At 66.7% G+C, this 23,581-nt stretch carries 24 protein-coding genes; 13 read left to right on the top strand and 11 right to left on the bottom strand.

Annotated features, from left to right (window positions below; genetic code table 11):
* Positions 1–52 precede the first annotated feature (52 nt).
* The 8 genes from rimM (at position 53) to GC146_RS10230 (ending at position 5,337) form a co-directional block, all read left to right on the top strand.
* Positions 53–565 carry a ribosome maturation factor RimM gene (gene rimM, locus GC146_RS10265; protein WP_291837755.1) on the top strand — a complete coding sequence of 171 codons (513 nt, stop codon included), beginning with the start codon at positions 53–55 and terminating at the stop codon, positions 563–565.
* A complete protein-coding gene (locus GC146_RS10260) occupies positions 558–1,406 on the top strand; it encodes a hypothetical protein (protein WP_291837752.1) in 849 nt (282 codons plus the stop codon). Before rimM ends, GC146_RS10260 begins: the two co-directional genes overlap by 8 nt.
* Positions 1,403–2,227, top strand: a complete 825-nt coding sequence (trmD, locus tag GC146_RS10255; protein ID WP_291837747.1) for a tRNA (guanosine(37)-N1)-methyltransferase TrmD — start codon at positions 1,403–1,405, stop codon at positions 2,225–2,227. The genes GC146_RS10260 and trmD overlap by 4 nt, the downstream gene beginning before the upstream one ends.
* A 262-nt stretch (positions 2,228–2,489) precedes the next feature.
* Positions 2,490–2,873, top strand: a complete 384-nt coding sequence (rplS, locus tag GC146_RS10250; protein ID WP_291837745.1) for a 50S ribosomal protein L19 — start codon at positions 2,490–2,492, stop codon at positions 2,871–2,873.
* An 11-nt stretch (positions 2,874–2,884) separates the two neighbouring features.
* Positions 2,885–3,106 (top strand): 50S ribosomal protein L31, encoded by a 222-nt coding sequence (gene rpmE, locus GC146_RS10245; protein ID WP_291837742.1) that lies wholly within the window; start codon positions 2,885–2,887, stop codon positions 3,104–3,106.
* 153 nt (positions 3,107–3,259) lie between these two features.
* Complete coding sequence (gene rpiB / locus GC146_RS10240; protein ID WP_291837739.1) at positions 3,260–3,709, top strand: ribose 5-phosphate isomerase B; 450 nt, start codon at positions 3,260–3,262, stop codon at positions 3,707–3,709.
* A 72-nt stretch (positions 3,710–3,781) separates the two neighbouring features.
* Complete coding sequence (locus GC146_RS10235) at positions 3,782–4,117, top strand: cupin domain-containing protein (protein WP_291837736.1); 336 nt, start codon at positions 3,782–3,784, stop codon at positions 4,115–4,117.
* A 5-nt stretch (positions 4,118–4,122) separates the two neighbouring features.
* On the top strand, positions 4,123–5,337 hold the full coding sequence (locus GC146_RS10230) for an MFS transporter (protein WP_291837733.1): 1,215 nt from the start codon (positions 4,123–4,125) through the stop codon (positions 5,335–5,337).
* An 18-nt stretch (positions 5,338–5,355) separates the two neighbouring features.
* Here the strand turns inward: GC146_RS10230 and GC146_RS10225 are convergent, their stop codons facing one another.
* Positions 5,356–6,651, bottom strand: coding sequence for a DEAD/DEAH box helicase (locus tag GC146_RS10225; RefSeq protein WP_291837730.1), 1,296 nt, complete (start codon positions 6,649–6,651; stop codon positions 5,356–5,358).
* Between the two features lie 410 nt (positions 6,652–7,061).
* Here GC146_RS10225 and GC146_RS10220 point away from each other — a divergent pair, with 410 nt between their 5' ends.
* Positions 7,062–7,871: a division plane positioning ATPase MipZ gene (locus GC146_RS10220; protein ID WP_291837727.1), complete on the top strand. Its 810-nt coding sequence runs from the start codon at positions 7,062–7,064 to the stop codon at positions 7,869–7,871.
* Between the two features lie 59 nt (positions 7,872–7,930).
* Here GC146_RS10220 and GC146_RS10215 read toward each other — a convergent pair whose 3' ends face one another.
* Positions 7,931–8,659 carry a GntR family transcriptional regulator gene (locus GC146_RS10215; protein WP_291837724.1) on the bottom strand — a complete coding sequence of 243 codons (729 nt, stop codon included), beginning with the start codon at positions 8,657–8,659 and terminating at the stop codon, positions 7,931–7,933.
* A gap of 165 nt (positions 8,660–8,824) precedes the next feature.
* Here GC146_RS10215 and GC146_RS10210 point away from each other — a divergent pair, with 165 nt between their 5' ends.
* Entirely contained in the window at positions 8,825–11,434 is a 2,610-nt protein-coding gene (locus tag GC146_RS10210; RefSeq protein WP_291837721.1) for a Hint domain-containing protein, read from the top strand.
* Positions 11,435–11,438: 4 nt separating this feature from the next.
* On the opposite strand, the gene GC146_RS10205 is transcribed toward GC146_RS10210, so the two are convergent.
* From GC146_RS10205 to GC146_RS10180, 6 genes are all read right to left on the bottom strand, one after another.
* Entirely contained in the window at positions 11,439–11,654 is a 216-nt protein-coding gene (locus GC146_RS10205; protein ID WP_291837718.1) for a formate dehydrogenase subunit delta, read from the bottom strand.
* Positions 11,655–11,664: 10 nt separating this feature from the next.
* Complete coding sequence (gene fdhD / locus GC146_RS10200) at positions 11,665–12,399, bottom strand: formate dehydrogenase accessory sulfurtransferase FdhD (RefSeq protein WP_291838520.1); 735 nt, start codon at positions 12,397–12,399, stop codon at positions 11,665–11,667.
* Between the two features lie 59 nt (positions 12,400–12,458).
* Positions 12,459–15,344 carry a formate dehydrogenase subunit alpha gene (fdhF, locus tag GC146_RS10195; protein ID WP_291837715.1) on the bottom strand — a complete coding sequence of 962 codons (2,886 nt, stop codon included), beginning with the start codon at positions 15,342–15,344 and terminating at the stop codon, positions 12,459–12,461.
* Entirely contained in the window at positions 15,341–16,861 is a 1,521-nt protein-coding gene (locus tag GC146_RS10190; protein WP_291837713.1) for an NADH-quinone oxidoreductase subunit NuoF, read from the bottom strand. Before GC146_RS10190 ends, fdhF begins: the two co-directional genes overlap by 4 nt.
* Positions 16,858–17,334: a formate dehydrogenase subunit gamma gene (locus tag GC146_RS10185; RefSeq protein ID WP_291838518.1), complete on the bottom strand. Its 477-nt coding sequence runs from the start codon at positions 17,332–17,334 to the stop codon at positions 16,858–16,860. Before GC146_RS10185 ends, GC146_RS10190 begins: the two co-directional genes overlap by 4 nt.
* 115 nt (positions 17,335–17,449) lie before the next feature.
* Complete coding sequence (locus tag GC146_RS10180) at positions 17,450–18,334, bottom strand: LysR family transcriptional regulator (RefSeq protein ID WP_291837711.1); 885 nt, start codon at positions 18,332–18,334, stop codon at positions 17,450–17,452.
* Between the two features lie 172 nt (positions 18,335–18,506).
* On the opposite strand from GC146_RS10180, the gene GC146_RS10175 reads away from it, so the two are divergent.
* The 3 genes from GC146_RS10175 to GC146_RS10165 are packed head-to-tail and all read left to right on the top strand — an operon-like array spanning position 18,507 to position 20,466.
* Positions 18,507–18,818 carry a MocE family 2Fe-2S type ferredoxin gene (locus GC146_RS10175; protein WP_291837708.1) on the top strand — a complete coding sequence of 104 codons (312 nt, stop codon included), beginning with the start codon at positions 18,507–18,509 and terminating at the stop codon, positions 18,816–18,818.
* Positions 18,819–18,820: 2 nt separating this feature from the next.
* On the top strand, positions 18,821–19,618 hold the full coding sequence (locus tag GC146_RS10170; RefSeq protein ID WP_291837705.1) for a 3-methyl-2-oxobutanoate hydroxymethyltransferase: 798 nt from the start codon (positions 18,821–18,823) through the stop codon (positions 19,616–19,618).
* Positions 19,615–20,466: an MBL fold metallo-hydrolase gene (locus GC146_RS10165; protein ID WP_291837702.1), complete on the top strand. Its 852-nt coding sequence runs from the start codon at positions 19,615–19,617 to the stop codon at positions 20,464–20,466. Before GC146_RS10170 ends, GC146_RS10165 begins: the two co-directional genes overlap by 4 nt.
* A gap of 58 nt (positions 20,467–20,524) precedes the next feature.
* Here GC146_RS10165 and hisD read toward each other — a convergent pair whose 3' ends face one another.
* The 3 genes from hisD to GC146_RS10150 all read right to left on the bottom strand — a co-directional run bounded on the left by hisD (position 20,525) and on the right by GC146_RS10150 (position 23,537).
* Positions 20,525–21,823, bottom strand: coding sequence for a histidinol dehydrogenase (hisD, locus tag GC146_RS10160; protein WP_291837699.1), 1,299 nt, complete (start codon positions 21,821–21,823; stop codon positions 20,525–20,527).
* Positions 21,816–22,475, bottom strand: coding sequence for an amino acid racemase (locus GC146_RS10155; protein WP_291837696.1), 660 nt, complete (start codon positions 22,473–22,475; stop codon positions 21,816–21,818). The genes hisD and GC146_RS10155 overlap by 8 nt, the downstream gene beginning before the upstream one ends.
* A gap of 135 nt (positions 22,476–22,610) precedes the next feature.
* Positions 22,611–23,537: a 2-dehydropantoate 2-reductase gene (locus GC146_RS10150; protein WP_291837694.1), complete on the bottom strand. Its 927-nt coding sequence runs from the start codon at positions 23,535–23,537 to the stop codon at positions 22,611–22,613.
* Between the last annotated feature and the right edge of the window lie 44 nt (positions 23,538–23,581).

Raw genomic sequence — 23,581 nt, 5'->3', positions numbered from 1 at the left:
CGGGGCCAAGGGGCCGGGGTGCGCGCACCTGCGGCCCCGCGAGGGCTGAGAGATGAGCGACAGGATTGTCGTGGGAAGCCTCGCCGGCGCCTTCGGGGTGCTTGGCGAGGTGCGCCTGAAATCCTTCTGCGCCGACCCGGAGGCGATTGCCGACTACGTGCCGCTTAGCACCGAGGACGGCCGCATCTTTCGGCAGATCGTGCTGACCGGGCAAACTGCGGGCAGCCTTGTCGCGCGGATCGACGGCATCCTGACCAAGGAAGACGCCGACGCGCTGAAAGGTCTGGCGCTTTATGCCGATCGCGCCCGCCTGCCCGCGCTTCCCGATGACGAGTATTACCATGCCGACCTCATCGGGCTGGAGGTGGTCGATACCGGCGGCGCCAGTCTGGGCCGGGTCAAGGCCGTGCTGAACCACGGCGCGGGCGACATTCTGGAAGTCTTGCCGCCCGGCGCCTCCGACACGGTACTGTTGCCCTTCACTGACGCCGCCGTGCCCACCGTGGACCTTGCCGCGGGCCGCATCGTGGCCGACCCGCCGCTGGGCCTGTTCGGCGATGACTGAGCGGCGGCAGATTCTGCTCCACGCCGGGTTCCACAAGACCGGCACCAGCTCGATGCAGCATTTTCTCTGGGCCAACCGCGAGCGGTTGGCACCCGAGGCAGATGTACTGCTGTTGCGTCACCTGCAACCGGTCGCCAAGCTGTGCATGGGCTATGCGCGCCAGCGCAATCCGCTCCTGCTGGCCGATCTTGCCCCGGCACTCGACACCGTGTTGGCCGAACATCCCCCCGGCGCGGGGCGGCATCTTGTGCTAAGCTGCGAAGGGCTGTCGGGCCACCTGCCCGGCTGGCCCGGCGTGGCCGATTACTCGGCCGCCCCTGAAACCATAGGCTTCATCGCGGGCTGGCTGGCCGCACGTTTTCCGCATGCGGAATTGTCGGTGGTGCTGACGACGCGTGATGCAGAGGGTTGGCTTTACAGCGCCTATCGGCATCACCTCCTTGGCCAACGGCTGACGCTGGACTGGTCCGATTTCGCCACGCGGATGCAGGGGGCCGCCGATCTGATCGCCGCTGCCGTGGCCATCGCGGAAGCCGTTGCCGAAACGGCTCCTGCCGCGCAAGTGCTGACCCTGCCGCTTGAAGACGCCATCAGGCATCCGCTTGGGCCGGGCGGCGCGCTGATCGAAGGGCTGGCGTTGTCGGCACCACTACGCGCCAGCCTGCGCGCAGTCGGTCATGGCAACCGCGGCCCCGACAAGGCGCTCTGGTCACAATTCCTGGCCCTGAACCGTCGCGCCATGCCCGACAGCGCGCTGGCGAAAGCCAAACGCGATCTGGCCGAGGCCGCGGGCCTTGGCGGCTGGCGCCCTGTCAAGCCGCACAGGAAAGGTACCCCATGACCGACGATACCCAAGGGAGCGACACAGCGCAGGGGCCGGGCCGGGCGCTGGGGCGCAAGACAATCCGCGCCAGCGTGAAGCCGCGCGAATTGATGACCCAGACGCCCGACCTTGCCGGTGCCTGGCTGGCGCAGGTCATCACCCTCTTTCCGACTGCGTTTCCCGGCGTTCTGGGCGAAAGCCTGACGGGCAAGGCGCTGGCCGAGGGCCTGTGGCAATTGCAAACCTTCGATCTGCGCGAGTTCGGCGAAGGGCGGCACCGCAACGTCGACGACACGCCGGCCGGGGGCGGCGCAGGGATGGTGCTTCGTGCCGACGTGGTGGCGCGCGCCATTGCAAGCGCCCGCGCGCAAGCCGACGGCATCATGCCCCTTGTTTACCTTTCGCCCCGTGGCCGCCGCTTTGATCAGGAGATGGCGCGCAACTGGGCGCGCGCTGATGGCGTGACACTGCTTTGCGGAAGGTTCGAGGGCGTCGATCAACGCGTGCTGGACCATTTCGGGATCGAGGAGGTCAGCCTTGGCGATTTCGTCATGACGGGGGGCGAGATCGCCGCGCAGGCAATGATCGACGCGGCCGTGCGGCTGCGCCCCGGTGTGCTGGGCAACGAGCAAAGCGCGGTTGACGAAAGCCATTCGGCGGGCCTGCTGGAACATCCGCACTTTACCCGCCCGGCCATCTGGGAGGGCCGCGAGATCCCCGAGGTGCTGCAATCCGGCCATCACGCCAGAATTGCGCAATGGCGACATGAACAGGCCAAAGCGCTGACGCGCGCAAGGCGCCCGGACCTCTGGGAAAGGTGGCTGGCGCGTCAGGATTAGACGCCGCGCAAGCCACCGTTTTCCCGCTTGATCGCGGACAACTCTCCCCCTATACCCCGCCCGTCCGGGGATCATTCGATTCCACCGGACCCTTTTCGTTTTGCCCTGCCTTCTTCGGCGGACATTCGGCACGGACGGACAGGTAGCAACAGACAAGCCGACCTTATCTCTGGCGGGCGCCACGGCGGACCCGGATGAAGACCGAGAGCTCTGAGGCGCATCACGCGGCGGAACAACCGCCAGCAACATGAAGGAGCGTCAGATGGACCTGATCGCACAACTCGAGGCCGAGCAAATCGCCTCGCTCGGGAAAGAGATTCCCGATTTCAAGGCCGGCGACACCATCCGCGTCGGCTACAAGGTGACCGAGGGCACCCGGACCCGCGTCCAGAACTACGAAGGCGTCTGCATCAGCCGCAAGCACGGCGCTGGCATCGCTGCCTCGTTCACGGTGCGCAAGGTGTCGTTCGGCGAAGGGGTCGAGCGTGTGTTCCCCCTCTATTCGACCAATATCGACAGCATCACCGTGGTGCGTCGCGGCAAGGTGCGCCGTGCGAAACTCTACTACCTCCGGTCGCGTCGCGGCAAATCCGCCCGCATCGCCGAGGTCACCAACTACAAGCCGCTTGGCGGCGCGAGCGCGTAAGGAGACCGGCGATGAAAAAGGACATTCACCCCGACTACCACATCATCGACGTCAAGTTGGTCGATGGCACCGTGGTGCAGATGAAATCGACCTGGGGCAAGGAAGGCGACCAAATGTCGCTGGACATCGACCCGTCGGTGCACCCGGCCTGGACCGGCGGCGGCACCCGCCTGATGGATACCGGCGGTCGCGTGTCGAAGTTCAAGAACAAGTACGCGGGCCTCGGCTTCTGAGCCACGCCATCCGCGTCGAATGCAAAACGCCGCCCTTCGGGGCGGCGTTTTTTGTTCTGGCTGCGCGATGCCCGCTTGCGCTTGCCCCAGCGGGGCTGGCATGAGCACCGGCAAAGCCCGAGATGGGCACGCATCAGGAACAGGAGATTTTCCATGTCGGCCGACAAACGCATTGCCCTGTCCAGCGATCACGCGGCGATCCCGCTGCGCCGCGCCATTGCCGAGCACATGTCAGCGCAGGGCTGGGACGTGGTCGATATCGGCCCGACGACACCCGAAAGCACGCATTACCCCACCCATGGCGCGGCGGCCGCGCGGCTGGTCGCCTCGGGCGATTGCCGGCTGGGCATCGTGCTCTGCGGCACCGGGCAGGGGATCATGATGGCGGCCAACAAGGTGCGCGGCATCCGCTGCGGGGTTTGCTCCGACACCTTCTCGGCCCGGATGATCCGCCAGCACAACGACGCCAACATGCTGGCCCTGGGCGCGCGCGTGGTGGGCGAGGGGCTGGCGCTGGAGATCGTCGATGCCTTCCTCGATGCCAGCTTCGAGGGGGGCCGCCATGCAACCCGCGTCGACATGATCAGCGCGCTGGAACGCTGAACGCCCCCCGCGATTTGGCGCGACAGCGCGCGCGCCGGCTGGCATGGTCAGGGCAAAGACCGGAGCCGGACCATGCCCTTTCCCGCCTATTTCGATGCCTTCCCGTTGCTGGACCTGCCACTTGACGACGCCGTCGTGACGGCGCGCGCCATCCGGTCTGACAGCGGGCTGGCGGTGTTCTTCACCTTCCACCAGGACATCGACCTGCCCGAACACAGCCACAAGGGCCAATGGGGCACGGTGATTGCCGGCACCGTCACCATCACGATGGCGGGCCGGACCCGCACCTATCGGCCCGGCGAGGATTACGAGATCCCGTCGGGCATGCCCCATGCCGTCAGGCTGACCAAGGGCACGCAGGCGATCGACGTGTTCGAGGAACCCGACCGCTACCCGCTGCGGGGCTAGGCGCGATGGACGGCTCGACAGGCGGCTGGCGGGGCATCCCGCGCGGCATCTGGGCGCTGGGCATGGTCTCGCTCCTGATGGATGTCTCGTCAGAGATGATCCATGCCCTGCTGCCGGTCTACCTCGTGGTGGGGCTGGGCAGCACGGCGTTGACGGTCGGCCTGATCGAGGGCATCGCCGAGGCCACGGCCAACGTGACCAAGGTGTTCTCGGGCGCGCTGAGCGACTGGCTGGGCCGGCGCAAAGTGTTGGCCGCACTGGGCTATGGCCTTGCGGCGGTGACCAAGCCGGTCTTTCCGCTGGCGCCCACGGTGGGCTGGCTGGTGGCGGCGCGGTTCATCGACAGGGTGGGCAAGGGCCTGCGCGGCGCACCGCGCGACGCGATGATCGCGGACATGGCCCCGGAGGGCGCGCGCGGCGCCGCCTTCGGCCTGCGTCAATCGCTCGATACGACGGGGGCCTTTCTGGGCCCGATGCTGGCGATTGCGCTGATGTGGGCCACCGCCGACAACTTCCGCGCGGTGTTCTGGGTGGCGGTGCTGCCGGCGGTGCTGTCCTTCCTCGTGATCGCCCTCGTTGTGCGCGAACCGGCGCGCCCGGCTGGTCTGCGCCGGGTCCGCACGCCGCTGGCGCGCGCCGAATTGCGGCGGCTGGGGCGGGCGTATTGGGGCATTGTCGGGCTGGCCTGCCTTTTCACTCTCGCCCGGTTTTCCGAAGCATTCCTTGTTCTCAAGGCCCAGTCGCTGGGGGTGGAACTGATGCTGGTGCCGATGGTGCTGGTGGTGCTGAACATCGTCTATTCACTTGCGGCCTATCCGGCCGGCGTGCTGTCAGACCGGGTGGGCAAACGTGGATTGTTGTCAGCAGCTGTCATCGCGCTGGGGCTGGCCGACGTGGTGCTGGCCGCGGCCGACGGGATGATGGCGCTTTGGGCGGGCGTGGCACTCTGGGGGCTGCACCTCGGCCTCAGCCAGGGCCTTCTGGCCGCGTTGGTGGCCGAAACCGCCCCGGCCGAATTGCGCGGAACGGCCTTTGGGATGTTCAACCTCGCGACCGGGGTCGCGTTGCTGCTGGCAAGCGTGGGCGCTGGCGGGTTGTGGCAGGCCGCGGGCCCCGGCGCGACATTCCTCGCCGGGGCGGTTCTGGCCGGACTGACGCTGCTGGCGCTCACCCGGATGCCACGAGGCACGGCAAGGTCGCCGGGCGCCGGCAAGGACTGACGCCCGGAGCCGTTTCGATCAGGCCGCGCGGCCGTTGCTGCGGGCGCGATTGCCACCGCCAGAACGGCGCCGCTGACCTGCGGGCTTGGCCGACGCGGCAGGCTTTCCACCGCCCTGACCACCACCGAAACGCCGCCGGCCACCGCCGTTGCCGCCGTTGGGACGTTTCTTGTCAGTGCCCTCGCCTTCCCAAGGACGGCCCGAGGCGACGGGGATGTCGGCCTTCATCGCCTTCTGGATGTCGCGCAGGTCCTGCATCTCGTCCGGCGCGCAAAAGGCAATGGCCGCGCCATCGGCCCCGGCGCGCGCGGTGCGGCCGATGCGGTGAACGTAGTTCTCGGGCACGTTGGGCAGTTCGTAGTTGTAGACATGCCGCACGTCGGGAATATCGAGGCCACGCGCGGCCACGTCCGTGGCCACCAGAACCCGGACCCGGCCCGCCTTGAAATCGGCGATTGCCCGGTCTCGCTGACCCTGGCTCTTGTTGCCGTGGATGGCGACAACGGCAAATCCCTTGGCGGCAAGTTGCTTGGACAGCTTTTCCATCCCGTGCTTGGTGCGGCCAAAAACCAGCGCCAATTCATCTCGATGCGCATCCAGCAGGTCGACCAGCAGGTCGAATTTCGCAGCCTGCGCCACGAAATGAACCGACTGGCTGATCGCCTCCACCGGTTTGCCCGGAGCGTTGACCTGCACCCGGATGGCGTCGGTCAGATAGGCCTCGGCCAGTTCGGCCATCTGTTTGGGCATGGTGGCCGAGAACAGCATCGTCTGGCGGTTTGCCGGCAACAGCGGCGCAATCCGGCGGAGCGCATGGATAAAGCCCATGTCAAGCATCTGGTCGGCCTCGTCGAGGACAAGGAACCGCGTCTCGTTCAACCGCACGGCGCGGCGGTCCAGCAGATCGATCAAACGGCCCGGCGTGGCGACCAGCAGGTCGACACCCTTTTCCAGCCGCTTCATCTGCCCGACGATGCCCGCACCGCCCACCACCAGCGCCACCTTCAGGTGGCTGCCGCCGGTATAGGCCGTCAGGTTGTCGGCAATCTGTTTGGCCAGTTCGCGCGTCGGCGCAAGAACCAGCGCATTTGCGCATTTCGGGTTGGGCCGCACGCCCGCCTTCATCAACGCATCGACCATCGGCAGGCCGAAGGCCGCCGTTTTGCCCGAGCCGGTCTGGGCCAAGCCCATAACGTCGCGCCCGTTCATCGCGTGCGGAATCGCCTGCGTCTGAATCGGGGTGGGCGCGGTAATGCCCTGTTCGGCGAGTTTTGCCACAAGGCGGGGCTGAAGCCCTAGCATATCAAAATCCATTTGTCGTCCTGTCTGGCGGGCGGCGCGGAGCGCGGCCCGGATATGGGTTCTGCCCGGACCGGGATCGGCCAAGGCAAGTCGCCACGCGTGCGGAATGTCCCGCAACGGCGGCAGCAAAGGGTTGCGCCCTGCCCTGACCACCGGGCCCATGCCCCGTGTGCCGTCAGAACGCTGGACCCCTGCGTGATGTGGGAACCTGTGTCTCAGACCTGCGCCTCGCGGCGTCGATACGCCAGAACTGCTCACGCGGCAGGATACGCCGGTCTGACACGGCACATGGCCCTGCGTGGCGCATATGTCAAGCAGGACGTGGAAATGGGGGGCCACACGACGCTTGTGCTTTTCCTTGGCAGCGCCACAACATAAGGTGCCGACAAAGAAACAGACACGAAACAGGCCGGGGACACGTCGTGGCGCATATCATCGTGGTGGGGAACGAAAAGGGCGGCGCGGGCAAGTCGACCGTCTCGATGCACGTGGCCACCGCGTTGGCGCGCATCGGCAAGTCTGTGGGCGTTCTGGACCTTGATCTGAGACAGAAGACGCTGGCGCGTTACATGTCCAACCGCACGAATTTCATGGCGGCCGAGGGTCTGGATCTGCCCTCGCCAACATATCTGGACCTGCCCGAGATCGACAGTGCCGCCCTGCAGCCCGGCGAGAACGTCTATGATCATCGGCTTAGCGCCGCCGTCGCGGGGCTTGAAAGCGAGAGCGATTTCATCCTGATCGACTGCCCCGGATCGCATACCCGGCTGAGCCAGGTCGCTCATTCGCTAGCCGATACGCTGATCTCGCCGCTCAATGACAGTTTCATCGATTTCGACCTGCTGGCGCATATCGACACGGATGGCGAAAAGATTCTCGGGCCTTCCGTCTACGCCGAAATGGTCTGGAACGCGCGGCAGTTGCGGGCGCAGGCGGGTCTGCAGCCGATCGACTGGGTGGTCGTGCGCAACCGGCTGGGAGCGCAGAACATGGTCAACAAACAGAAGATGGAATCGGCGCTGAACCGGTTGTCGCGCCGGATCGGTTTCCGCGTCGCGCCCGGCTTCAACGAGAGGGTTATCTTCCGCGAACTGTTCCCGCGCGGGCTGACCCTGCTGGACCTGCGCGACATCGGGGTGGCGCAACTCAACATCTCCAACGTGGCGGCGAGGCAGGAATTGCGTGACTTGATCAAGGCGCTGAACCTGCCCGGTGTCACGGTGAACTTCTAAAGCTCCGCGCCGGCCCACAGGACGTGCTCCAGCGTGTCGGTGGCGACGTCCGGTTTGCGTCAGAACGCATTGCGCTTCGCCTTGAACGCCACCACGTCGACGGGCAGCGGATCGGGCCGGACGTAATCCTCCATCCGGTCGCGCGACAGGTCCCAGTGGCGCAGTGTCAGTTCGGTCATCAGTGACGGCTCGCACGACTCCAGCGCGGAAATCATCGCCTCGTGCTGATCAACCGCCATCGCCACGCGCAGCGAGTCGATAGGCGAACCGGGCCGATAGAAGGTCTGGCTGAGGCGGGTATGGTCGATCAACAGCCGTCCAAGGCTGGCCATCAGGTAGGGGTTGCGGGCCATTTCGCCGATCTGACGGTGAAACGAGTGGTTCAGCATCGCGGCCCGCTCCGCATCGCCCTCGCGCGCCGCGACGGCAAAGGCGGTCTGCACGTCCTTGAGCGCGTCAAGCTGCCGGGTCGTGCGGTTTTGCGCGGCAAGCTGGCCGATACTGGCATAGATCAACGGCGCGGTCTGGAAGAAGGTGCGCATGGTGTCGATATCCATCGAGGCCACCTTGGCGCCACGGTTCACTTCGAGGACAAGAAACCCCTCGCCCGCCAGACGCTGCAGTACCTCGCGCAGCGGCGTGCGCGACAAGCCGTAGTCTTTCGACAACGTCACCTCGTCAAGGTCCGAACCCGGCGCAATATCCAGCATCAGGATGCGCCGGCGCAGGTCATTCAGGCAGCGTTGCTTCTTGGTGTCCGGCATCATCACCCCCAACTGTGAATACACGATGTATACACCACGTATTCATCTCCGGCGTCAATCGGTTCTGCCCGCGCCTCAACCGTTCGGAAAATCGAAACAATCGCCTTATTGCGACCACATTTTCTGCCTAATTTCCGCCCTGAACGACGCTCCGGCGACAAGATCGGACGACGAGAAGGAGGCAGTTTTGTGGCGCGACGACCCGGAAAAGGTGCCGGTGGCGGTAAGGGCGCAGGTGGCGGCAAGGGCGCAGGTGGCGGCAAGGGCATGGCGGCAGGCGGCAAAGGCAATGGTGGCGGCAACGGCAACGGGACCGTCAGCAATTCAGTCTTCGGAACATCCGGAAACGACACGATCACCGCGTCGCAGGGCGACGAATTCATCTATGGTGGAGATGGCAACGACGTCCTGAGCGGCAAACCCGGCAACAGCGGCAACGTCGTCATCTATGGTGGCAACGGTGACGACACGATCACCGGCACGCGGTCGGCCGATTCCCTTTATGGTGGCGCCGGTAACGACACGCTGGATTACAGCGCGTCCAATCAGGGCGTCAACGTCGACCTTGGCACCAACAGCGCGTCGGGCGGTGATGCGCAGGGCGATACGATCGACGGCTTCGAGAATGTCATCGGGTCGCGCAGAAACGACGTGCTGACCGGCAGCGCCGGCGACAACACGCTTGATGGCGGTAGCGGAAACGACAGGCTTTACGGCGATGCCGGCAACGATGTCCTTCTGGGCGGAGCCGGCAACGATACGCTTTACGGCGGCACCGGCGACGACGTTCTGTCGGGCGGTGATGGCCTCGACAGTCTGTTTGGCGGCGACGGGAATGACAGCCTCGACGGTGGCGCGGGCAACGACATCATGTCGGGCGACGCTGGTAACGACACGCTTTCGGGCGGCGCAGGCAATGACGAGCTTTACGGCGGCACGGGCAACGACACGCTGGCAGGCGGCACGGGCGCCGACATCCTGTCGGGTGGCGCCGGGATAGACACGGCCGACTACAGCACTTCGGATAGTGGCGTGGCGGTCAGCCTGGCCAGTGGTTACGGCTGGGCCGGCGACGCCAGCGGCGATTCCCTCAGCGGCATCGAGAACCTGACCGGTTCGACCAACAGCGACATGCTGCAGGGCAATACCTCGAGCAACGTCCTGACAGGCGGCGACGGGAACGATTCGCTCTATGGCGGCGGCGGCAACGACCTGCTTGACGGCGGCAACGGCAATGACACGCTGGTCGCCTCCAGCGGCGACAACACGCTTCTGGGCGGGGCGGGAAACGACTCGCTCTACAGCGGAAACGGGACCGACACGCTTGACGGCGGGGCGGGGAACGACACGCTGGTCTCGGGCGCGGGCGATGACAGCCTGTCGGGCGGCGACGGGAATGATCTGCTTTATAGCGGCGATGGAAACGACACGATCGACGGGGGTGCCGGCAACGACATCCTGACCGGCGACGCTGGCAACGACGTAATGTCGGGCGGCGACGGGAACGATGCGCTCTATGGCGGCACTGGCGACGACACGCTGGCCGGTGGCGCAGGGGCCGACACGCTCTACGGCGGGTCCGGCATGGACTACGTCGACTACAGCACCTCAAGCGCCGGGGTCACGATCGACCTGAACACGTGGTCGGCTTCTGGCGGCGATGCGCAGGGCGATGTGCTGGGCAGTGTCGACGGTGTTATCGGTTCTGCCTTCAATGACACGCTCATCGGCTTCAACCAGCAGGGCACCTCGGGCCCCGACATCTACACCAACATCTTCTACGGTGGCGGCGGCGACGACACGATCCTGGGGTTGGGCGGGGACGACACGCTTTTCGGCGGCACCGGCAATGACAGTGTCGACGGAGGAGCAGGCAACGATTCGCTCGACGGTGGAACCGGCAACGACATCCTTGTCGGCGGCGACGGGAACGACACGATCTCGGGCGGCGACGGCAACGACATCCTTTACGGCGGCGCGGGCAGCGACACGCTGATCGGTGGCGCGGGCAACGACACGATCTATGCCGGGGCCGGCGACACGGTGATCGGCGGCGAGAACCCCGGCGACCACGACGTGCTGAACCTGGGCGGCGACGGGCCCTACCAGATCATCTACGCGACGCCCGACCATGAAAGCGGCACGGTGCAGTTCCTCGATGAGTCGGGCAACGTCACCGGCTCGCTGGATTTCCAGAACATCGAGGCCATCGTGCCCTGTTTTACCCCCGGCAGCCTGATCGTGACCGCGGCGGGCCCCTTGCCGGTGGAGCGTCTGCGGCCGGGCGACCGGGTTCTGACGCGCGACAACGGCTATCAGCCGGTGCGCTGGATCGGGTCAAGCGCGGTACAGGCGGCGGAATTGATCGTCGCGCCGGCGCTGCGGCCGGTCCTGATACGCAAGGATGCCCTTGGGTCCGGCTGGCCCGACCGCGACATGATGGTCTCTCGCCAGCACCGGATGCTGATGACCGGACCGCGGGCCGAGTTGTGCTTTGGCGAACCCGAAGTGCTGGTTCGCGCGCTGCATATGGTCGGGATGCCTGGCGTGACCGAGGTGATGCCTGCGGGCGTCATCTACATTCACATCATGTTCGACCAGCACGAGGTGGTGATGGCCGACGGCGCGTGGAGCGAAAGCTTTCAGCCCGGCGACCGCAGTCTTTCCGGCCTTGATACGCCGCAGCGCGACGAGCTGTTTCGGCTGTTTCCCAGCCTGACGAGCTCGGCAGGCGTGGCCGACTATGCCGCCGCACGCCCGACACTCAAGCGGCGCGAGGCACGGCTGCTGATGGTTTAGCGGATCAGGCTGGCTGGCGAAGTCTTGTCATCGCGTCGACCACCAACGGATCAATGCCTAACTGGCCCGCATCCATCAGCGCAAAGAACTGCTCGCGCATGCGCGGCTCCCAGAAATCCTTGATGTGGGCGGCGACGCGCGCGGCCTTGTCGGCGTCGGGCTGGCTCTTGAAGAAGGTGGCGATCTGGTTGGCCATGTAGACCAGTTTGTCAGGCGACATGGGCGGATCCTCAGACGATGCGTTCGGGATGGGTGAAAATGTCGAAGCCGCGGCCACGGGCGAGACCCACCAGCGTCAGGCCCGCCGCATTGGCGATGCGCACGGCATGGGCGGTGGGGGCAGAGGCCGCGATCAGAACGGGCGCGCCCGCGATCACGCATTTCTGCACCATATCCACCGAGATGCGGCTGGTGATGACAATGGCTCCGGTCGCGGCCCCCTCGCCCGCCGTGGCCAGCGCGCCGATCAGCTTGTCGAGCGCATTGTGCCGGCCCACGTCTTCGCGCGCGGCGATAATGCCAGTGCCGGGGCGGTAGAACCCCGCCGCATGCACGGCGCGGGTCTGGTCGTGCAAAGGCTGACGCGCGGCCAGTCCGTCCATCGCGGCGTCAATCTCGGCCGCCGTCATATGCAGGTCAGCGGCCACTTGCGGCAGCGGGCGCAGCGCCTCGTCAAGGCTGTCGATGCCGCAAAGGCCGCAGCCCACCGGGCCCATCATCTGCCGCCGTCGCGCCGCCATGGCCGTCGCGCGATCCTCGGCCAGCCACATTTGCACCTCGACCCCGGAGTCGTGCGTCAGCACGTCAAGGCTTTCCACCTCGGCCGCGTCGCGCACGATGCCCTCGGTAAGAGAAAACCCGATTCCGAAATCGGCCAGGTCGTCGGGCGTGGCCATCATCACGGCCTGGGTCGAGCCGTTGTAGACCAGCGCCACCGGCGTTTCTTCGGGCAGGGCGCGATGCATGTCATGCGCCGCGCCCTCGCGCACCGACCGGCCCGGCAGGCTGTGCGCGCGGGCCACCATCACTCGGCCGCCGGAAGGATGCGGCGGGCCATCTCGGCCTGCGCGGCATATTCCTCTTGCCATGCGGTCGGCCCGTTGGAGGGGCTGACCTGCACCGCCGTCACCTTGTATTCCGGGCAATTCGTGGCCCAGTCGCTGAAGTCGGTGGTGATGACGTTGGCCTGCGTCGAGGGATGGTGGAAGGTCGTATAGACCACGCCGGGCGACACCCGGTCGGTGATCTTGGCGCGCAGCGTCGTCTCGCCCGCGCGGCTGGCAAGGCGCACATAGTCGCCATCCTTCACGCCGCGCACCTCGGCGTCGTGCGGGTGGATTTCCAGCAGGTCCTCTTCATGCCAGACGGTATTGGCGGTGCGCCGGGTCTGCGCGCCGACGTTGTACTGTGACAGGATGCGCCCCGTCGTCAGCAACAGCGGGAAGCGCGGGCCGGTCTTTTCGTCGGTCGCCACGTATTCGGTGACGATGAACTTGCCCTTGCCGCGCACGAAGCCCTCGACATGCATCAGCGGCGTGCCTTCGGGGGCCTTGGTGTTGCAGGGCCACTGGACCGAGCCCTTTTCCTCGATCAGGTCATAGGTCACGCCGGCAAAGCTGGGCGTGGTCATGGCGATCTCGTCCATGATCTGGCTGGGATGGGTGTAGGTCCAGTTCGCGCCCATGGCGCGTGCCAGCATCTGGGTGATCTCCCAGTCGGCATAGCCGTTCTTGGGCGCCATCACCTTGCGGACCATGTTGATGCGCCGCTCGGCATTGGTGAAGGTTCCGTCTTTCTCGAGGAAGGTCGAGCCGGGCAGGAACACATGCGCGTAGTTGGCCGTCTCGTTGAGGAACAGGTCATGCACGATGACGCATTCCATCGCTGCCAGACCGGCGGCGACATGGTGCGTGTCGGGGTCCGATTGCAGGATGTCCTCGCCCTGGCAGTACAGGCCTTTGAAGGTGCCATCGACGGCGGCGTCCAGCATGTTGGGAATGCGCAGGCCCGGTTCGTTGTCCAGCTCCACCCCCCAGAGGCTTTCGAACACGGCGCGCACATCGTCGTTCTTGACGTGGCGATAGCCGGGGAATTCGTGCGGGAAGGACCCCATGTCGCACGACCCCTGCACGTTGTTCTGGCCGCGCAGCGGGTTCACGCCCACGCCGGGCCGGCCCATGTTGCCGGTCAACATGGCGAGGTTGGCAATACCGATCACGGTGGTCGAGCCCTGGCTGTGCTCGGTCACGCCGAGGCCGTAGTAGATCGCGCCGTTTCCGCCGGTGGCGAAGAGGCGCGCCGCGCGGCGCAGTTCCTCGGCCGGAACGCCGGTCAGCGCCTCGGTCGCCTCGGGGCTGTGGCGCGGATCGCTGACGAATTCGGCGTAATCCTGGAACTCGTCCCAGTCGCAGCGCTCGCGGATGAAGGCTTCGTTCATCAGGCCCTCGGTCACAATGACATGCGCCAGCGAGGTGACCACGGCGACGTTCGTGCCGGGCCGCAGCGCGAGGTGATGCGACGCGCGGATATGTGCCGACTTCACCAGGTCAATCCGGCGCGGGTCGATCACAATCAATTTCGCACCCTTGCGCAGCCGCTTTTTCAGCCGGGATGCAAAAACAGGATGCCCGTCGGTCGGGTTGGCGCCGATCACGATGACCACGTCGGTATGCTCGACCGAGTCGAAATCCTGCGTGCCGGCCGAGGTGCCGAAGGTCTGGCCAAGGCCATAGCCGGTGGGCGAATGGCAGACGCGGGCGCAGGTATCGGTGTTGTTGTTGCCAAAGACGCCGCGCGCCAGCTTCTGCACGAGGAAGGTTTCCTCGTTGGTGCAACGGCTGGAGGTGATCACGCCGATCGACTTCTTGCCGTAGGTTTCCTGCAGCCCGCGCATGCGGGTGGCGGCAAAGGACAGCGCCTCGTCCCAGGTCACTTCGCGCCAGGGATCGGTGATCTTGTCGCGGATCATCGGGTTGAGGATGCGGTCGTTGTGGCTGGCATAGCCCCAGGCGAAACGGCCCTTCACGCAGCTATGGCCGCGGTTGGCCTTGCCGTTCTTGTAGGGCGTCATCCGCACCAGTTGATCGCCGTTCAGCTCTGCCTTGAACGAGCAGCCGACGCCGCAATAGGCGCAGGTCGTGATGACCGAGCGGGTGGGCGTGCCCATCTCGATGACCGACTTTTCCTGCAGCGTGGCGGTGGGGCAGGCCTGCACGCAGGCGCCGCAAGACACGCAGTCGGACGACAGGAAGGTATCGCCCTTCATGCCCGCCGACACGCGGCTGTCGAACCCGCGCCCCTCGATCGTCAGCGCGAAGGTGCCCTGCACCTCTTCGCAGGCGCGCACGCAACGCGAGCAGACGATGCACTTGGCCGGGTCGTAGGTGAAATAGGGGTTGCTGTCGTCCTTGGGGATGTAATTGGCGTTGGGCATGTCGCCGCTACGCTTGGAGAAATGGTTGTCCTTGGCGTCGTAACGCACGTCGCGCAGGCCGACGACGCCGGCCATGTCCTGCAACTCGCAATCGCCATTGGCCGCGCAGGTCAGGCAGTCCAGCGGGTGGTCGGAGATGTAAAGCTCCATCACGCCCTTGCGGATCTTCTGCACCTTGGGCGACTGGGTATGCACCACCATACCCGGTGTTACCGGCGTGGTGCAGGAGGCGGGCGTGCCGCGCCGGCCCTCGATTTCCACCACGCACAGGCGGCAAGAGCCGAACGCCTCGACACTGTCGGTCGCGCAAAGCTTGGGCACCTGGATGCCGGCGATGGCGCTGGCGCGCATCACGCTTGTGCCTTCGGGCACCGTCACGTCGAACCCGTCGATGGTCAGCGTCACCATCACGTCGGAACGGGACGCGGGCGTGCCCATGTCGCGGTCGTCGGACCAGGGGATGATGAAGTCTTTCATTCGGCGGCCTCCTTGGCGCGGGCGAAGTCGTCAGGGAAATGGGTGAGGGCGGACATGACCGGGTAGGGCGTGAAGCCCCCCAGCGCGCAGAGCGAACCGTCCTTCATCGTTTCGCACAGGTCGGTCAGCAGCGGGATGGCCGCGGGATCGCCCAGCGCGATGCGGTCCACCGTTTCCACCCCGCGCACCGCGCCGATCCGGCACGGCGTGCATTTGCCACAAGACTCGATAGCGCAGAACTCCAGCGCGAAGCGGGCCATACCCAGCATGTCGACACTGTCATCGAAGACAACGACGCCAGCATGGCCGATCAGCCCGCCCTGCCCGTCGAATTCTTCATACCCGAAGGGCGTGTCGAACTTGGCGCGCGGGAAATAGGCCCCCAGCGGCCCGCCGACCTGAACCGCCTTCACCGGACGGCCACTGGCCGTGCCGCCCGCGATGTCATCGACCAGCGCGCCAAGGCTCATGCCGAAGGCGGCCTCGAACAGCCCGCCGAACTTCACGTTCCCTGCGATCTGCACCGGGATCGTCCCGCGCGACCGGCCAAGGCCGAAATCCTTGTAGAACTGGGCCCCGCGCTCGAAGATCACCGGCACGGTGGCAAGGCTGATGACGTTGTTGACGACCGTTGGCCGCCCGAGGAACCCCTCCAGCGCGGGCAGCGGCGGCTTGGCGCGGACCACGCCGCGCTTGCCTTCCAGGCTGTTGAGCAGGCTGGTTTCCTCGCCGCAGACATAGGCCCCGGCGCCCACGCGGATTTCCATGTCAAAGGCCGGGCCGGTGCCCAGCACGGCAGCACCCAGCACGCCCTTGGCCCGCGCAATCTCGACCGCGCGGGTCATCACCTCGATCGCGTCGGGATATTCCGAGCGGATGTAGACATAGCCCTTGGTGGCGCCCGTCCCGATCCCGGCAATCGCCATGCCCTCGATCAGGGTGAAGGGGTCGCCCTCCATCAGCATGCGGTCGGCAAAGGTGCCGCTGTCGCCCTCGTCGGCGTTGCAGACGATGTATTTCTGCGGGCCGGCGGCCTTGCGCACCGTTTCCCACTTGATGCCAGTCGGAAAGCCCGCACCGCCGCGTCCGCGCAGGCCGCTGTCGGTCACCTCGGCGACGATCGCGGCAGGCTCCATCCCCAGCGCGCGCTTCAGCCCGGCAAGGCCGCCATGCGCGGCGTAATCGTCCAGGTCCAGCGGGTCGATCAGGCCGACGCGGGCAAAGGTCAGACGGGTCTGGCGGGCGAAGAACGGGATGTCCTCGACCCGGCCCAGCGCCTTGTCGCTGGTGCCGTCCAGAATGGCCGGCACATCGGCCGCGGTCGCCGGGCCATAGGCCAGCCGGCCCGCATCGGTTTCCACCTCGACCAGCGGCTCCAGCCAGATCATGCCGCGGCTGCCATTGCGCACCAGCGTCACGTCAAGGCCGCGCGCCTGCGCCTCTGCCTGCACGGCGCGGGCCACGGCATCGGCACCAAGGCCACGCGCAGCGGCATCGCGGGGAACGTAGATCTTCATGCCGTCACCTTTGCCTTGAACCCGTCCACGATCGTGTCGAACCGGGCCTCGTCCACCCGGCCCACGACCTCGCCATCGACCAGCGCGGCGGGCCCGCAGGCACAAAGGCCCAGGCAGAACACCGGCTCCAGCGTGACACCGTCGGGCGTGGTTTCGTGCCAGTCGACGCCCAGCGCGGCGCGGGCATGGTCGGCCACCCGGTTCGCGCCCATCGCCTGGCACGCCTCGGCCCGGCACAGCTTGACCACATGCCGGCCCGCCGGTTCCTCGCGGAAATCGTGATAGAAGGACACCACGCCATGCACCTCGGCGCGGGTGATGTTCAGACGTTCGGCGATCAACGGCAGCGCATCCTTCGGGACATGGCCCAAATCGGCCTGCAAAGCATGCAGGATCGGCAGAAGCGGCCCTTCCAGCGCGCCCAGATCGGCAAAGATCCGGTCGAGATGCTGGTCCAGCGCGGCGGACGAGATGGTGGAAGACAAGACGGAACCCTCCGCTGGCGGAATACGGCCGCATACTTCGCGCGCGTTACAGCGCAAAGCAATATCGAATATTCGTCAATCGATAGGAAAAAACTATCAAACGTCAGATTTCGGCAATCGCGCGCGCCTGTGCCAGAAGCGCGTCCAGAACCGGCGTATGAGGCTCTCGAAACGGCGCGATCAAGCCCACGGCATGGGCGACGCGCGGCTCTTTCAGCGGCACGATTCGTACGTTCTTGCCCGCGGCAAGGAAAGCTGCATGCTTGTCGGGCAGGATCGTGGCCCAGTTGCCGGTCTCGACATGCGCCATCAGCACCACCGTCGAGTTCGATTCGACCGAGGCGCTGACCGTCGCGCCGGCCTCGAGAAAGTTCTGCGCGATAATCCGGCGGTTCTGCATGTCCGGCGTCAGCAGGCAAAGCGGGACGGACGACAGTTCCTCCCAGCCCACCTCGTCACGCCCGGCAAAGCGGGACGATCCGCCGCAGACCAGCGTGTAACGTTCCTTGTACATCGGCACGGCCGTAACGCGGCCCAACGGTTCGTTGTCCAGGTAGGTGACACCTGCGTCGATCTCGAGGTTTTCCAGCATCGCCAGGATCTCGACCGAGTTGCGCGACAGGATGGTGAAGTTCACACCGGGATGGCTGTCGGCGAAACCGGCAGTCAGCTGCGCGGCGCTGGTCAGTGCCGTGGGGATCACCGCCAGCCGCAAGTGCCCCGAAAGGCCGCGCCGGACCGCGCGCATTTCCTCGCGCATGGTGCGGGTATCACTGACGATCTGGCGCGCCCAGACCAGTACGCGCTGCCCCTCCGGCGTCAGGCCGCCAAAGCGCGACCCGCGCCAGACAAGTTGCACGCCAAGATGCGCCTCAAGCTGCTTGATCCCCGCCGACAGTGTCGGTTGCGCGATGCCAAGGCTTTCGGCCGCCTTGCCAAAATGGCCCTCGCGGGACAACGCAATGAACATTTCCAGCTTGTCGATCATGGCCGGATCATCGCCGCAACGCTTGACGGGCGAAAGGGGGCAGATTGAGGTGATTTCGTCAGAAACGCGGCGTTGAGTGATGCAACTTCGTCAGGCCCGCGCAGAAAGAGGTTGCCCTGCGCCTGTCCCTTGCCCCCATCCTGAAGGCGACCGCAAATTGAAGGAGCCCCCGATGCCCGTATGGACCAAAGCCTGCCCCACTGACGAGATCGACGAAGAAGACGTCATGCGCTGGGACCACGATGGCAAGACCTATGCCATCTACCATTCCCCCGATGGCGAGTTTTTCTGCACCGACGGTCTTTGCAGCCACGAACAGGTGCACCTCGCGGGCGGGCTGGTGATGGATTACGTCATCGAATGCCCCAAGCATAACGGCCAGTTCGACTATCGCACCGGCGAGGCCAAGCGCGCGCCGGTCTGCGTGAACCTGCAGACCTACCCGGTCAAGGTGGAAGACGGCACCGTCTTCGTGCAGGTCTGACCATGGCCGGCCGCCCGACCGTCGCCGATATCCGCGCGCTCAAAGGCGTGCGGCAACTGACGATGCTCTACGTCGAGACACCGGACGAGGCAGCAGCGGCCGCGGCGGCGGGCATCGACATGCTTTCGATCGTCGATCCGCTCTGGACACCCGAGATGCGCGCGGCGGCGGGCAATTGTTTCGTGCAGGTGGGGCTACTCTACCGCGAACTGGTGACCACCGAGGATTACCTGCGTGCCGCCCACCGCGCGATGAAGATTGGCGGCGATTGCGTCTATTGCGCATCCTCCTTCGCCACGATCGGCACGCTGGCGGCCGATGGCATTCCCGTGGTCAGCCATGTCGGACTGATCCCGTCCAAGGCCACGTGGACCGGCGGCTTCCGCGCCGTGGGCAAGACGGCTGCATCGGCGCTCGCGATCTGGGATCACGTCCGGCAGTTGGAAGAGCTGGGCTGCTTCGGCGCCGAGATCGAGGTGGTGCCGGACCGCGTCGCGGCCGAGATCACCCGCCGCACCAGCCTGGTCATGCTGGGCATGGGCGCGGGGCCCCATGCCGACGCGCAATACCTCTTCGCCGAGGACGTGCTGGGCCATACCCGGGGCCATCGCCCGCGCCATGCCAAGGTCTATGCCGATTTCGCGGCCGAACACGCACGGCTACAGGCGCTCCGACAATCGGCATTCGAGGCGTTCCGCCGCGACGTGGACGAGGGCAGCTATCCCGCGGCGCAGCACATTGTGGGCATCGAGGAGGACGAGTTCTCCGCCTTCCTCGCCGGCCTGGACGACGCCGGATGAGCGCGGTCAACCGCCTTGTCACGCTGGGCACCAAGGGCGGCCCGGCGGTGCGCAAGGGCGGCGCGATGCCCACCTCTACTCTGCTGGAACTGGACGGGCGGCGCATCGTCATCGACTGCGGCATCGGCGTGACCCGCGCGCTGGTCGAGGCCGGGATGGACCTGAAAACCCTCGACCTGATCTTCATCACCCACCTGCACTCCGACCACCTGCTGGAACTTGGGCCGCTGCTGCACACCGCCTGGACGAGCGGGTTGAAGACCCCGGTTACCATCTACGGCCCCGAGGGCATCGCCGGTTATTGGGCGGCCTTCCTGCAATCCATGTCCTACGACACCGCGATCCGCGTCTATGACGAGGGGCGCCCGCCGCTCGACGGGTTGGTCCGCGTCCAGACCTATATCGAAGGGCCGGTCCTCGATGGCCCGCTGCGGGTCGGCGCGCTCAGGGTGCCGCATCCGCCGCTCGATCCGTGTTACGCGCTGCGCTTCGATGGCAGCCGGTCGGTCACTTGCTCGGGCGACACCGCCTATCACCTGCCGCTGGCCGATTTCGCCCGCGGTTCGGACCTGCTGTTGCACGAGGCGATGTTGCCCGAGGCGGTCGACCTGATCGTGCAGAAGACCGGCATGGGCGAGAAGCTGCGCGCGCATATCTTCGCGGCCCACACCACCGCCGACGATGCCGCGCGCATCGCCGCCGCGGCGGGCGTCGGGCGGCTGGTCCTCAACCACCTTCTGCCCGCCGACGACCCGCGGTTCACCGAAGGTGACTGGCTGGCGAAGGTGGCGCAAGGCTGGGACGGCCCGACCATGATCGCCCGCGACGGCCTGGAAATCCTGCTTTAGGGCTTCTTCTGGCCCCAAATACTCCCGCCGGAGGCGTGCCGCCGCGCCCGCGGCGGCATCACGTGCCGAGGTCGAAGACCTCGCCGGGGAAATACTTGGCCAGCCGGATGTCGGCGGTGCGCGCGTGCCCCTCCATGCCTTCCAGCCGGCTGATCCGCGCGGTCGCCTCGGCCACCGGGCGGGCGGCATCGCGGGTGGCGCGCTGCCATGTCACGGTCTTCATGAACTTGCCCACCGACAGCCCGCCTGTATAGCGCGCGGCCCCGCCCGTGGGCAGGACGTGGTTTGGCCCCGCGGCCTTGTCGCCGAAGGCCACGGTGGTTTCCTCACCCAGAAACAGGCTGCCATAGGCGCTTAGCCGCGCCAGCCACCAGTCAAGGTCGGCGCATTGCACGTGCAGATGCTCGGGCGCGTAGCGGTCGCTGACCTGCGCCATCTCCTTGCGGTCGGCGCACAGCACGACCTCGGCATAGTCGCGCCAGGCCGCGCGCGCATTGTCGGCGTTGGTCTTGGGCAGCGCGTCGATCAGCGCGGGCACCCGCGCCATCACGTCCTCGGCCAGCGCGCGGTCGTCGGTGACCAGCCAGACGGGCGAGTTGTAGCCGTGTTCCGCCTGCCCCACGAGGTCGGCCGCGACAAAGGCCGCGTCCGCCGTGGCATCGGCCAGGACCAGGCTGTCGGTCGGCCCCGCCACCATGTCGATGCCGACCTGCCCGAAGAGAATGCGCTTGGCCTCGGCCACGTACTGGTTGCCGGGACCCACGAGGATGTCCGCCTTGGGCAGCCCGAACAGGCCCTGCGCCATCGCCGCCACCGCCTGCACGCCGCCCATGTTCAGGATCGCATCGGCCCCGCAAAGGTCCATCGCGTAAAGGATCGCGGGCGGAATCCCTTCACCGGGTCGCGGCGGCGAACAGGCCGCGACATGCCCGACGCCCGCGACCTTGGCCGTGGTGATCGTCATGATCGCACTTGCAATATGGGCATAGCGCCCGCCCGGCACGTAGCAGCCCGCGGCGCTGACCGGGATTTGCTTTTGTCCGGCAATCAAGCCCGGCAGGATTTCCACCTGCGTATCGGCGATGGTGGCGCGCTGCGCCTCGGCAAAGCGGCGGATATTGGCATGGGCGAAGGCGATATCGGCCTTGATGCGGTCCGGCACCTTGGCCTTGGCGGCCTCCAGCGCCTCGCGGCTGACAATGACCTCGCCCTCCCACCCGTCGAAGCGGCGCGCCATGTCCCGCGCGGCAGCCTCGCCCCCGGTCGCGATTTCGGCCAGCAGTGCGCGCACGGCGGCGGACACGTCGTCATGCCCGGTTTCTGCGGTGCGTTCCGCCTTTTTCAGATACTCAGCCATGCGTCTCCCCAGTGGAAAAGGCCACGATCTCGCGCACCAGCACGTCGAGCGTGTCGATGACCTGCGGTCCGGGTTCGGCCAGCAGGGAAAATTCGGTGCAGGCGACCAGCACCTGCGCGTCCCCCGTCGCCTGAACGAGGGCGGCAAAGGCGGCGCGGTTCTCGGGCGTCGCGCCATCGCGCTTGACCGCGCGGATCAGCGCAAGCGCGCGGTCGGCATCGGGATGGATCACCTCACGTCCGGCCAGCGCGCCTTCGAACACGCCCGCGCGCCGCACCGCGGGCGAGGCCATCAGCACCACCGGCCCCGCTGCCAGCGCCGCGGCACTGGCCTGCACCATGTCGAGAAACGGAATCGTCACCGCGGCACGGATCACGTCGGCATAGGCGTGCGCGGTGTTGCAGGGCATCGCCAGCGCGCAGGCCCCCGCCCCTTCCAGCCGCCGCGCCATCATCGCCAGCACCGGCGCCGGATCCTCGCCGCGGCCCTCGATCAACCGGGCGATGCGGCTGGGCACCTGCGGATTCTGATCGACAAGCAGCGGAATATGGTCGGCATCGTCGGCTGCATCGACGGCGGCGATCACCCGCGCCATCAGCGCGACCGTCGCCTCCGGCCCCATGCCGCCAAGAATGCCGACCGTCCGTTTCATCTGCCCATCGGAATATGCAATCACGGCCGCAGACTAGGGCGCGGGCAAAGCCGCGGGCAAAGCCATTCGGGCCATGTCGCGCGCTTCGTTCGATTTCCTGAAAGGCGGCTTCGGAAAACCCCGCGCCTGCGGACCTCAGCCCCCGGACCTGCCGTCACGATGCGGCAAAAGCAGCGCGTAAAGCGCGCCGTTGAGCGGTGCCAGAACACCGCTTACCTCCGCCAGCCGCCGCACCGCGCCCGAGACCCATTCGATTTCCAGCGGACGCCCATGTTCAAGGTCGATTGCTGTCGAGGCACGCATGTCGGCCGGCAGCCCCTCGATGCTACGCCAGATCTGGGCCTCCAGCCCATCGGGTAGCGCCACGCCGCGCGTGCGGCCCAGCGCCGCCGTTTCAGCGACCACGCCGCGGAAAAGCTCGGCCAGCGGCGCATGTGCGCGCACCTCGCCAATGGTGCAGCGCGCGGCGGCGGTGACGCCGGACATTCCCGAGAACAGCACGAACTTGATCCACAGGTCTCGAACCACGTCATCGGTCTCGGGCGACTCGGCACCGCCCGCGATGATCGCCGCGCGCAGCGCCGCGATCCGGTCCGACGGGTGGCTGTCACGTTCACCGCAGATGAAGCTGGCAAAGCTACCGACCTGCCCGATCACCCCCGGCGCGCGGATCGTGGTGGAAACGCGGGCCACGCCGTTGCCCACGTTCTTCTCCGGCAGGAATTCCAGCAGCCGGTCGGACGCTTCGACGCCGTTGAGGAAAGGCACAACGATGGTCTCGGGGCCCAGAAGTGGCATGCAGGCCCGCGCGGCAGCGGGCAGGCCATCGCCCTTGACGCCGAAGATCACGGCATCGACGGCGCCCACCTCGGCCGGGTCGTCCGTGGCGATCCAGGGCCGCACCGTTTCCACGCCGTCGGGGCCGTCCAGCGTCAGGCCCTTGTCGCGGATCGCGGCGAGGTGCGCGCCGCGCGCGATGGTCGCCACCTGGTGGCCCGCCTGCGTCAGCTTCACCGCGAGGTAGCCGCCGATCCCACCTGTCGCCATCGTCGCGATTTTCATACCGGTTCCTTTCGCTTTCAGCCTGCCGCGCCGGACGGCGGCCC

This window comes from Limimaricola sp., from assembly GCF_016125575.1.
In the GTDB taxonomy this organism is placed as follows: Bacteria; Pseudomonadota; Alphaproteobacteria; order Rhodobacterales; family Rhodobacteraceae; genus WGLM01.
Note: the sequence above shows the minus strand (reverse complement) of the source record. Positions and strands in the feature narration are given on the sequence as shown.

What these genes read in the sequence shown, in the direction of transcription:
- rimM (WP_291837755.1), top strand. Translation starts at nt 53, where the DNA reads ATGAGCGACAGGATTGTCGTGGGAAGCCTCGCCGGCGCCTTCGGGGTG.
- GC146_RS10260 (WP_291837752.1), top strand. Translation starts at nt 558, where the DNA reads ATGACTGAGCGGCGGCAGATTCTGCTCCACGCCGGGTTCCACAAGACC.
- trmD (WP_291837747.1), top strand. Translation starts at nt 1,403, where the DNA reads ATGACCGACGATACCCAAGGGAGCGACACAGCGCAGGGGCCGGGCCGG.
- rplS (WP_291837745.1), top strand. Translation starts at nt 2,490, where the DNA reads ATGGACCTGATCGCACAACTCGAGGCCGAGCAAATCGCCTCGCTCGGG.
- rpmE (WP_291837742.1), top strand. Translation starts at nt 2,885, where the DNA reads ATGAAAAAGGACATTCACCCCGACTACCACATCATCGACGTCAAGTTG.
- rpiB (WP_291837739.1), top strand. Translation starts at nt 3,260, where the DNA reads ATGTCGGCCGACAAACGCATTGCCCTGTCCAGCGATCACGCGGCGATC.
- GC146_RS10235 (WP_291837736.1), top strand. Translation starts at nt 3,782, where the DNA reads ATGCCCTTTCCCGCCTATTTCGATGCCTTCCCGTTGCTGGACCTGCCA.
- GC146_RS10230 (WP_291837733.1), top strand. Translation starts at nt 4,123, where the DNA reads ATGGACGGCTCGACAGGCGGCTGGCGGGGCATCCCGCGCGGCATCTGG.
- GC146_RS10225 (WP_291837730.1), bottom strand. Translation starts at nt 6,651, where the DNA reads ATGGATTTTGATATGCTAGGGCTTCAGCCCCGCCTTGTGGCAAAACTC.
- GC146_RS10205 (WP_291837718.1), bottom strand. Translation starts at nt 11,654, where the DNA reads ATGTCGCCTGACAAACTGGTCTACATGGCCAACCAGATCGCCACCTTC.
- fdhD (WP_291838520.1), bottom strand. Translation starts at nt 12,399, where the DNA reads ATGCATCGCGCCCTGCCCGAAGAAACGCCGGTGGCGCTGGTCTACAAC.
- fdhF (WP_291837715.1), bottom strand. Translation starts at nt 15,344, where the DNA reads ATGAAAGACTTCATCATCCCCTGGTCCGACGACCGCGACATGGGCACG.
- GC146_RS10190 (WP_291837713.1), bottom strand. Translation starts at nt 16,861, where the DNA reads ATGAAGATCTACGTTCCCCGCGATGCCGCTGCGCGTGGCCTTGGTGCC.
- GC146_RS10180 (WP_291837711.1), bottom strand. Translation starts at nt 18,334, where the DNA reads ATGATCGACAAGCTGGAAATGTTCATTGCGTTGTCCCGCGAGGGCCAT.
- GC146_RS10175 (WP_291837708.1), top strand. Translation starts at nt 18,507, where the DNA reads ATGCCCGTATGGACCAAAGCCTGCCCCACTGACGAGATCGACGAAGAA.
- GC146_RS10170 (WP_291837705.1), top strand. Translation starts at nt 18,821, where the DNA reads ATGGCCGGCCGCCCGACCGTCGCCGATATCCGCGCGCTCAAAGGCGTG.
- GC146_RS10165 (WP_291837702.1), top strand. Translation starts at nt 19,615, where the DNA reads ATGAGCGCGGTCAACCGCCTTGTCACGCTGGGCACCAAGGGCGGCCCG.
- hisD (WP_291837699.1), bottom strand. Translation starts at nt 21,823, where the DNA reads ATGGCTGAGTATCTGAAAAAGGCGGAACGCACCGCAGAAACCGGGCAT.
- GC146_RS10155 (WP_291837696.1), bottom strand. Translation starts at nt 22,475, where the DNA reads ATGAAACGGACGGTCGGCATTCTTGGCGGCATGGGGCCGGAGGCGACG.
- GC146_RS10150 (WP_291837694.1), bottom strand. Translation starts at nt 23,537, where the DNA reads ATGAAAATCGCGACGATGGCGACAGGTGGGATCGGCGGCTACCTCGCG.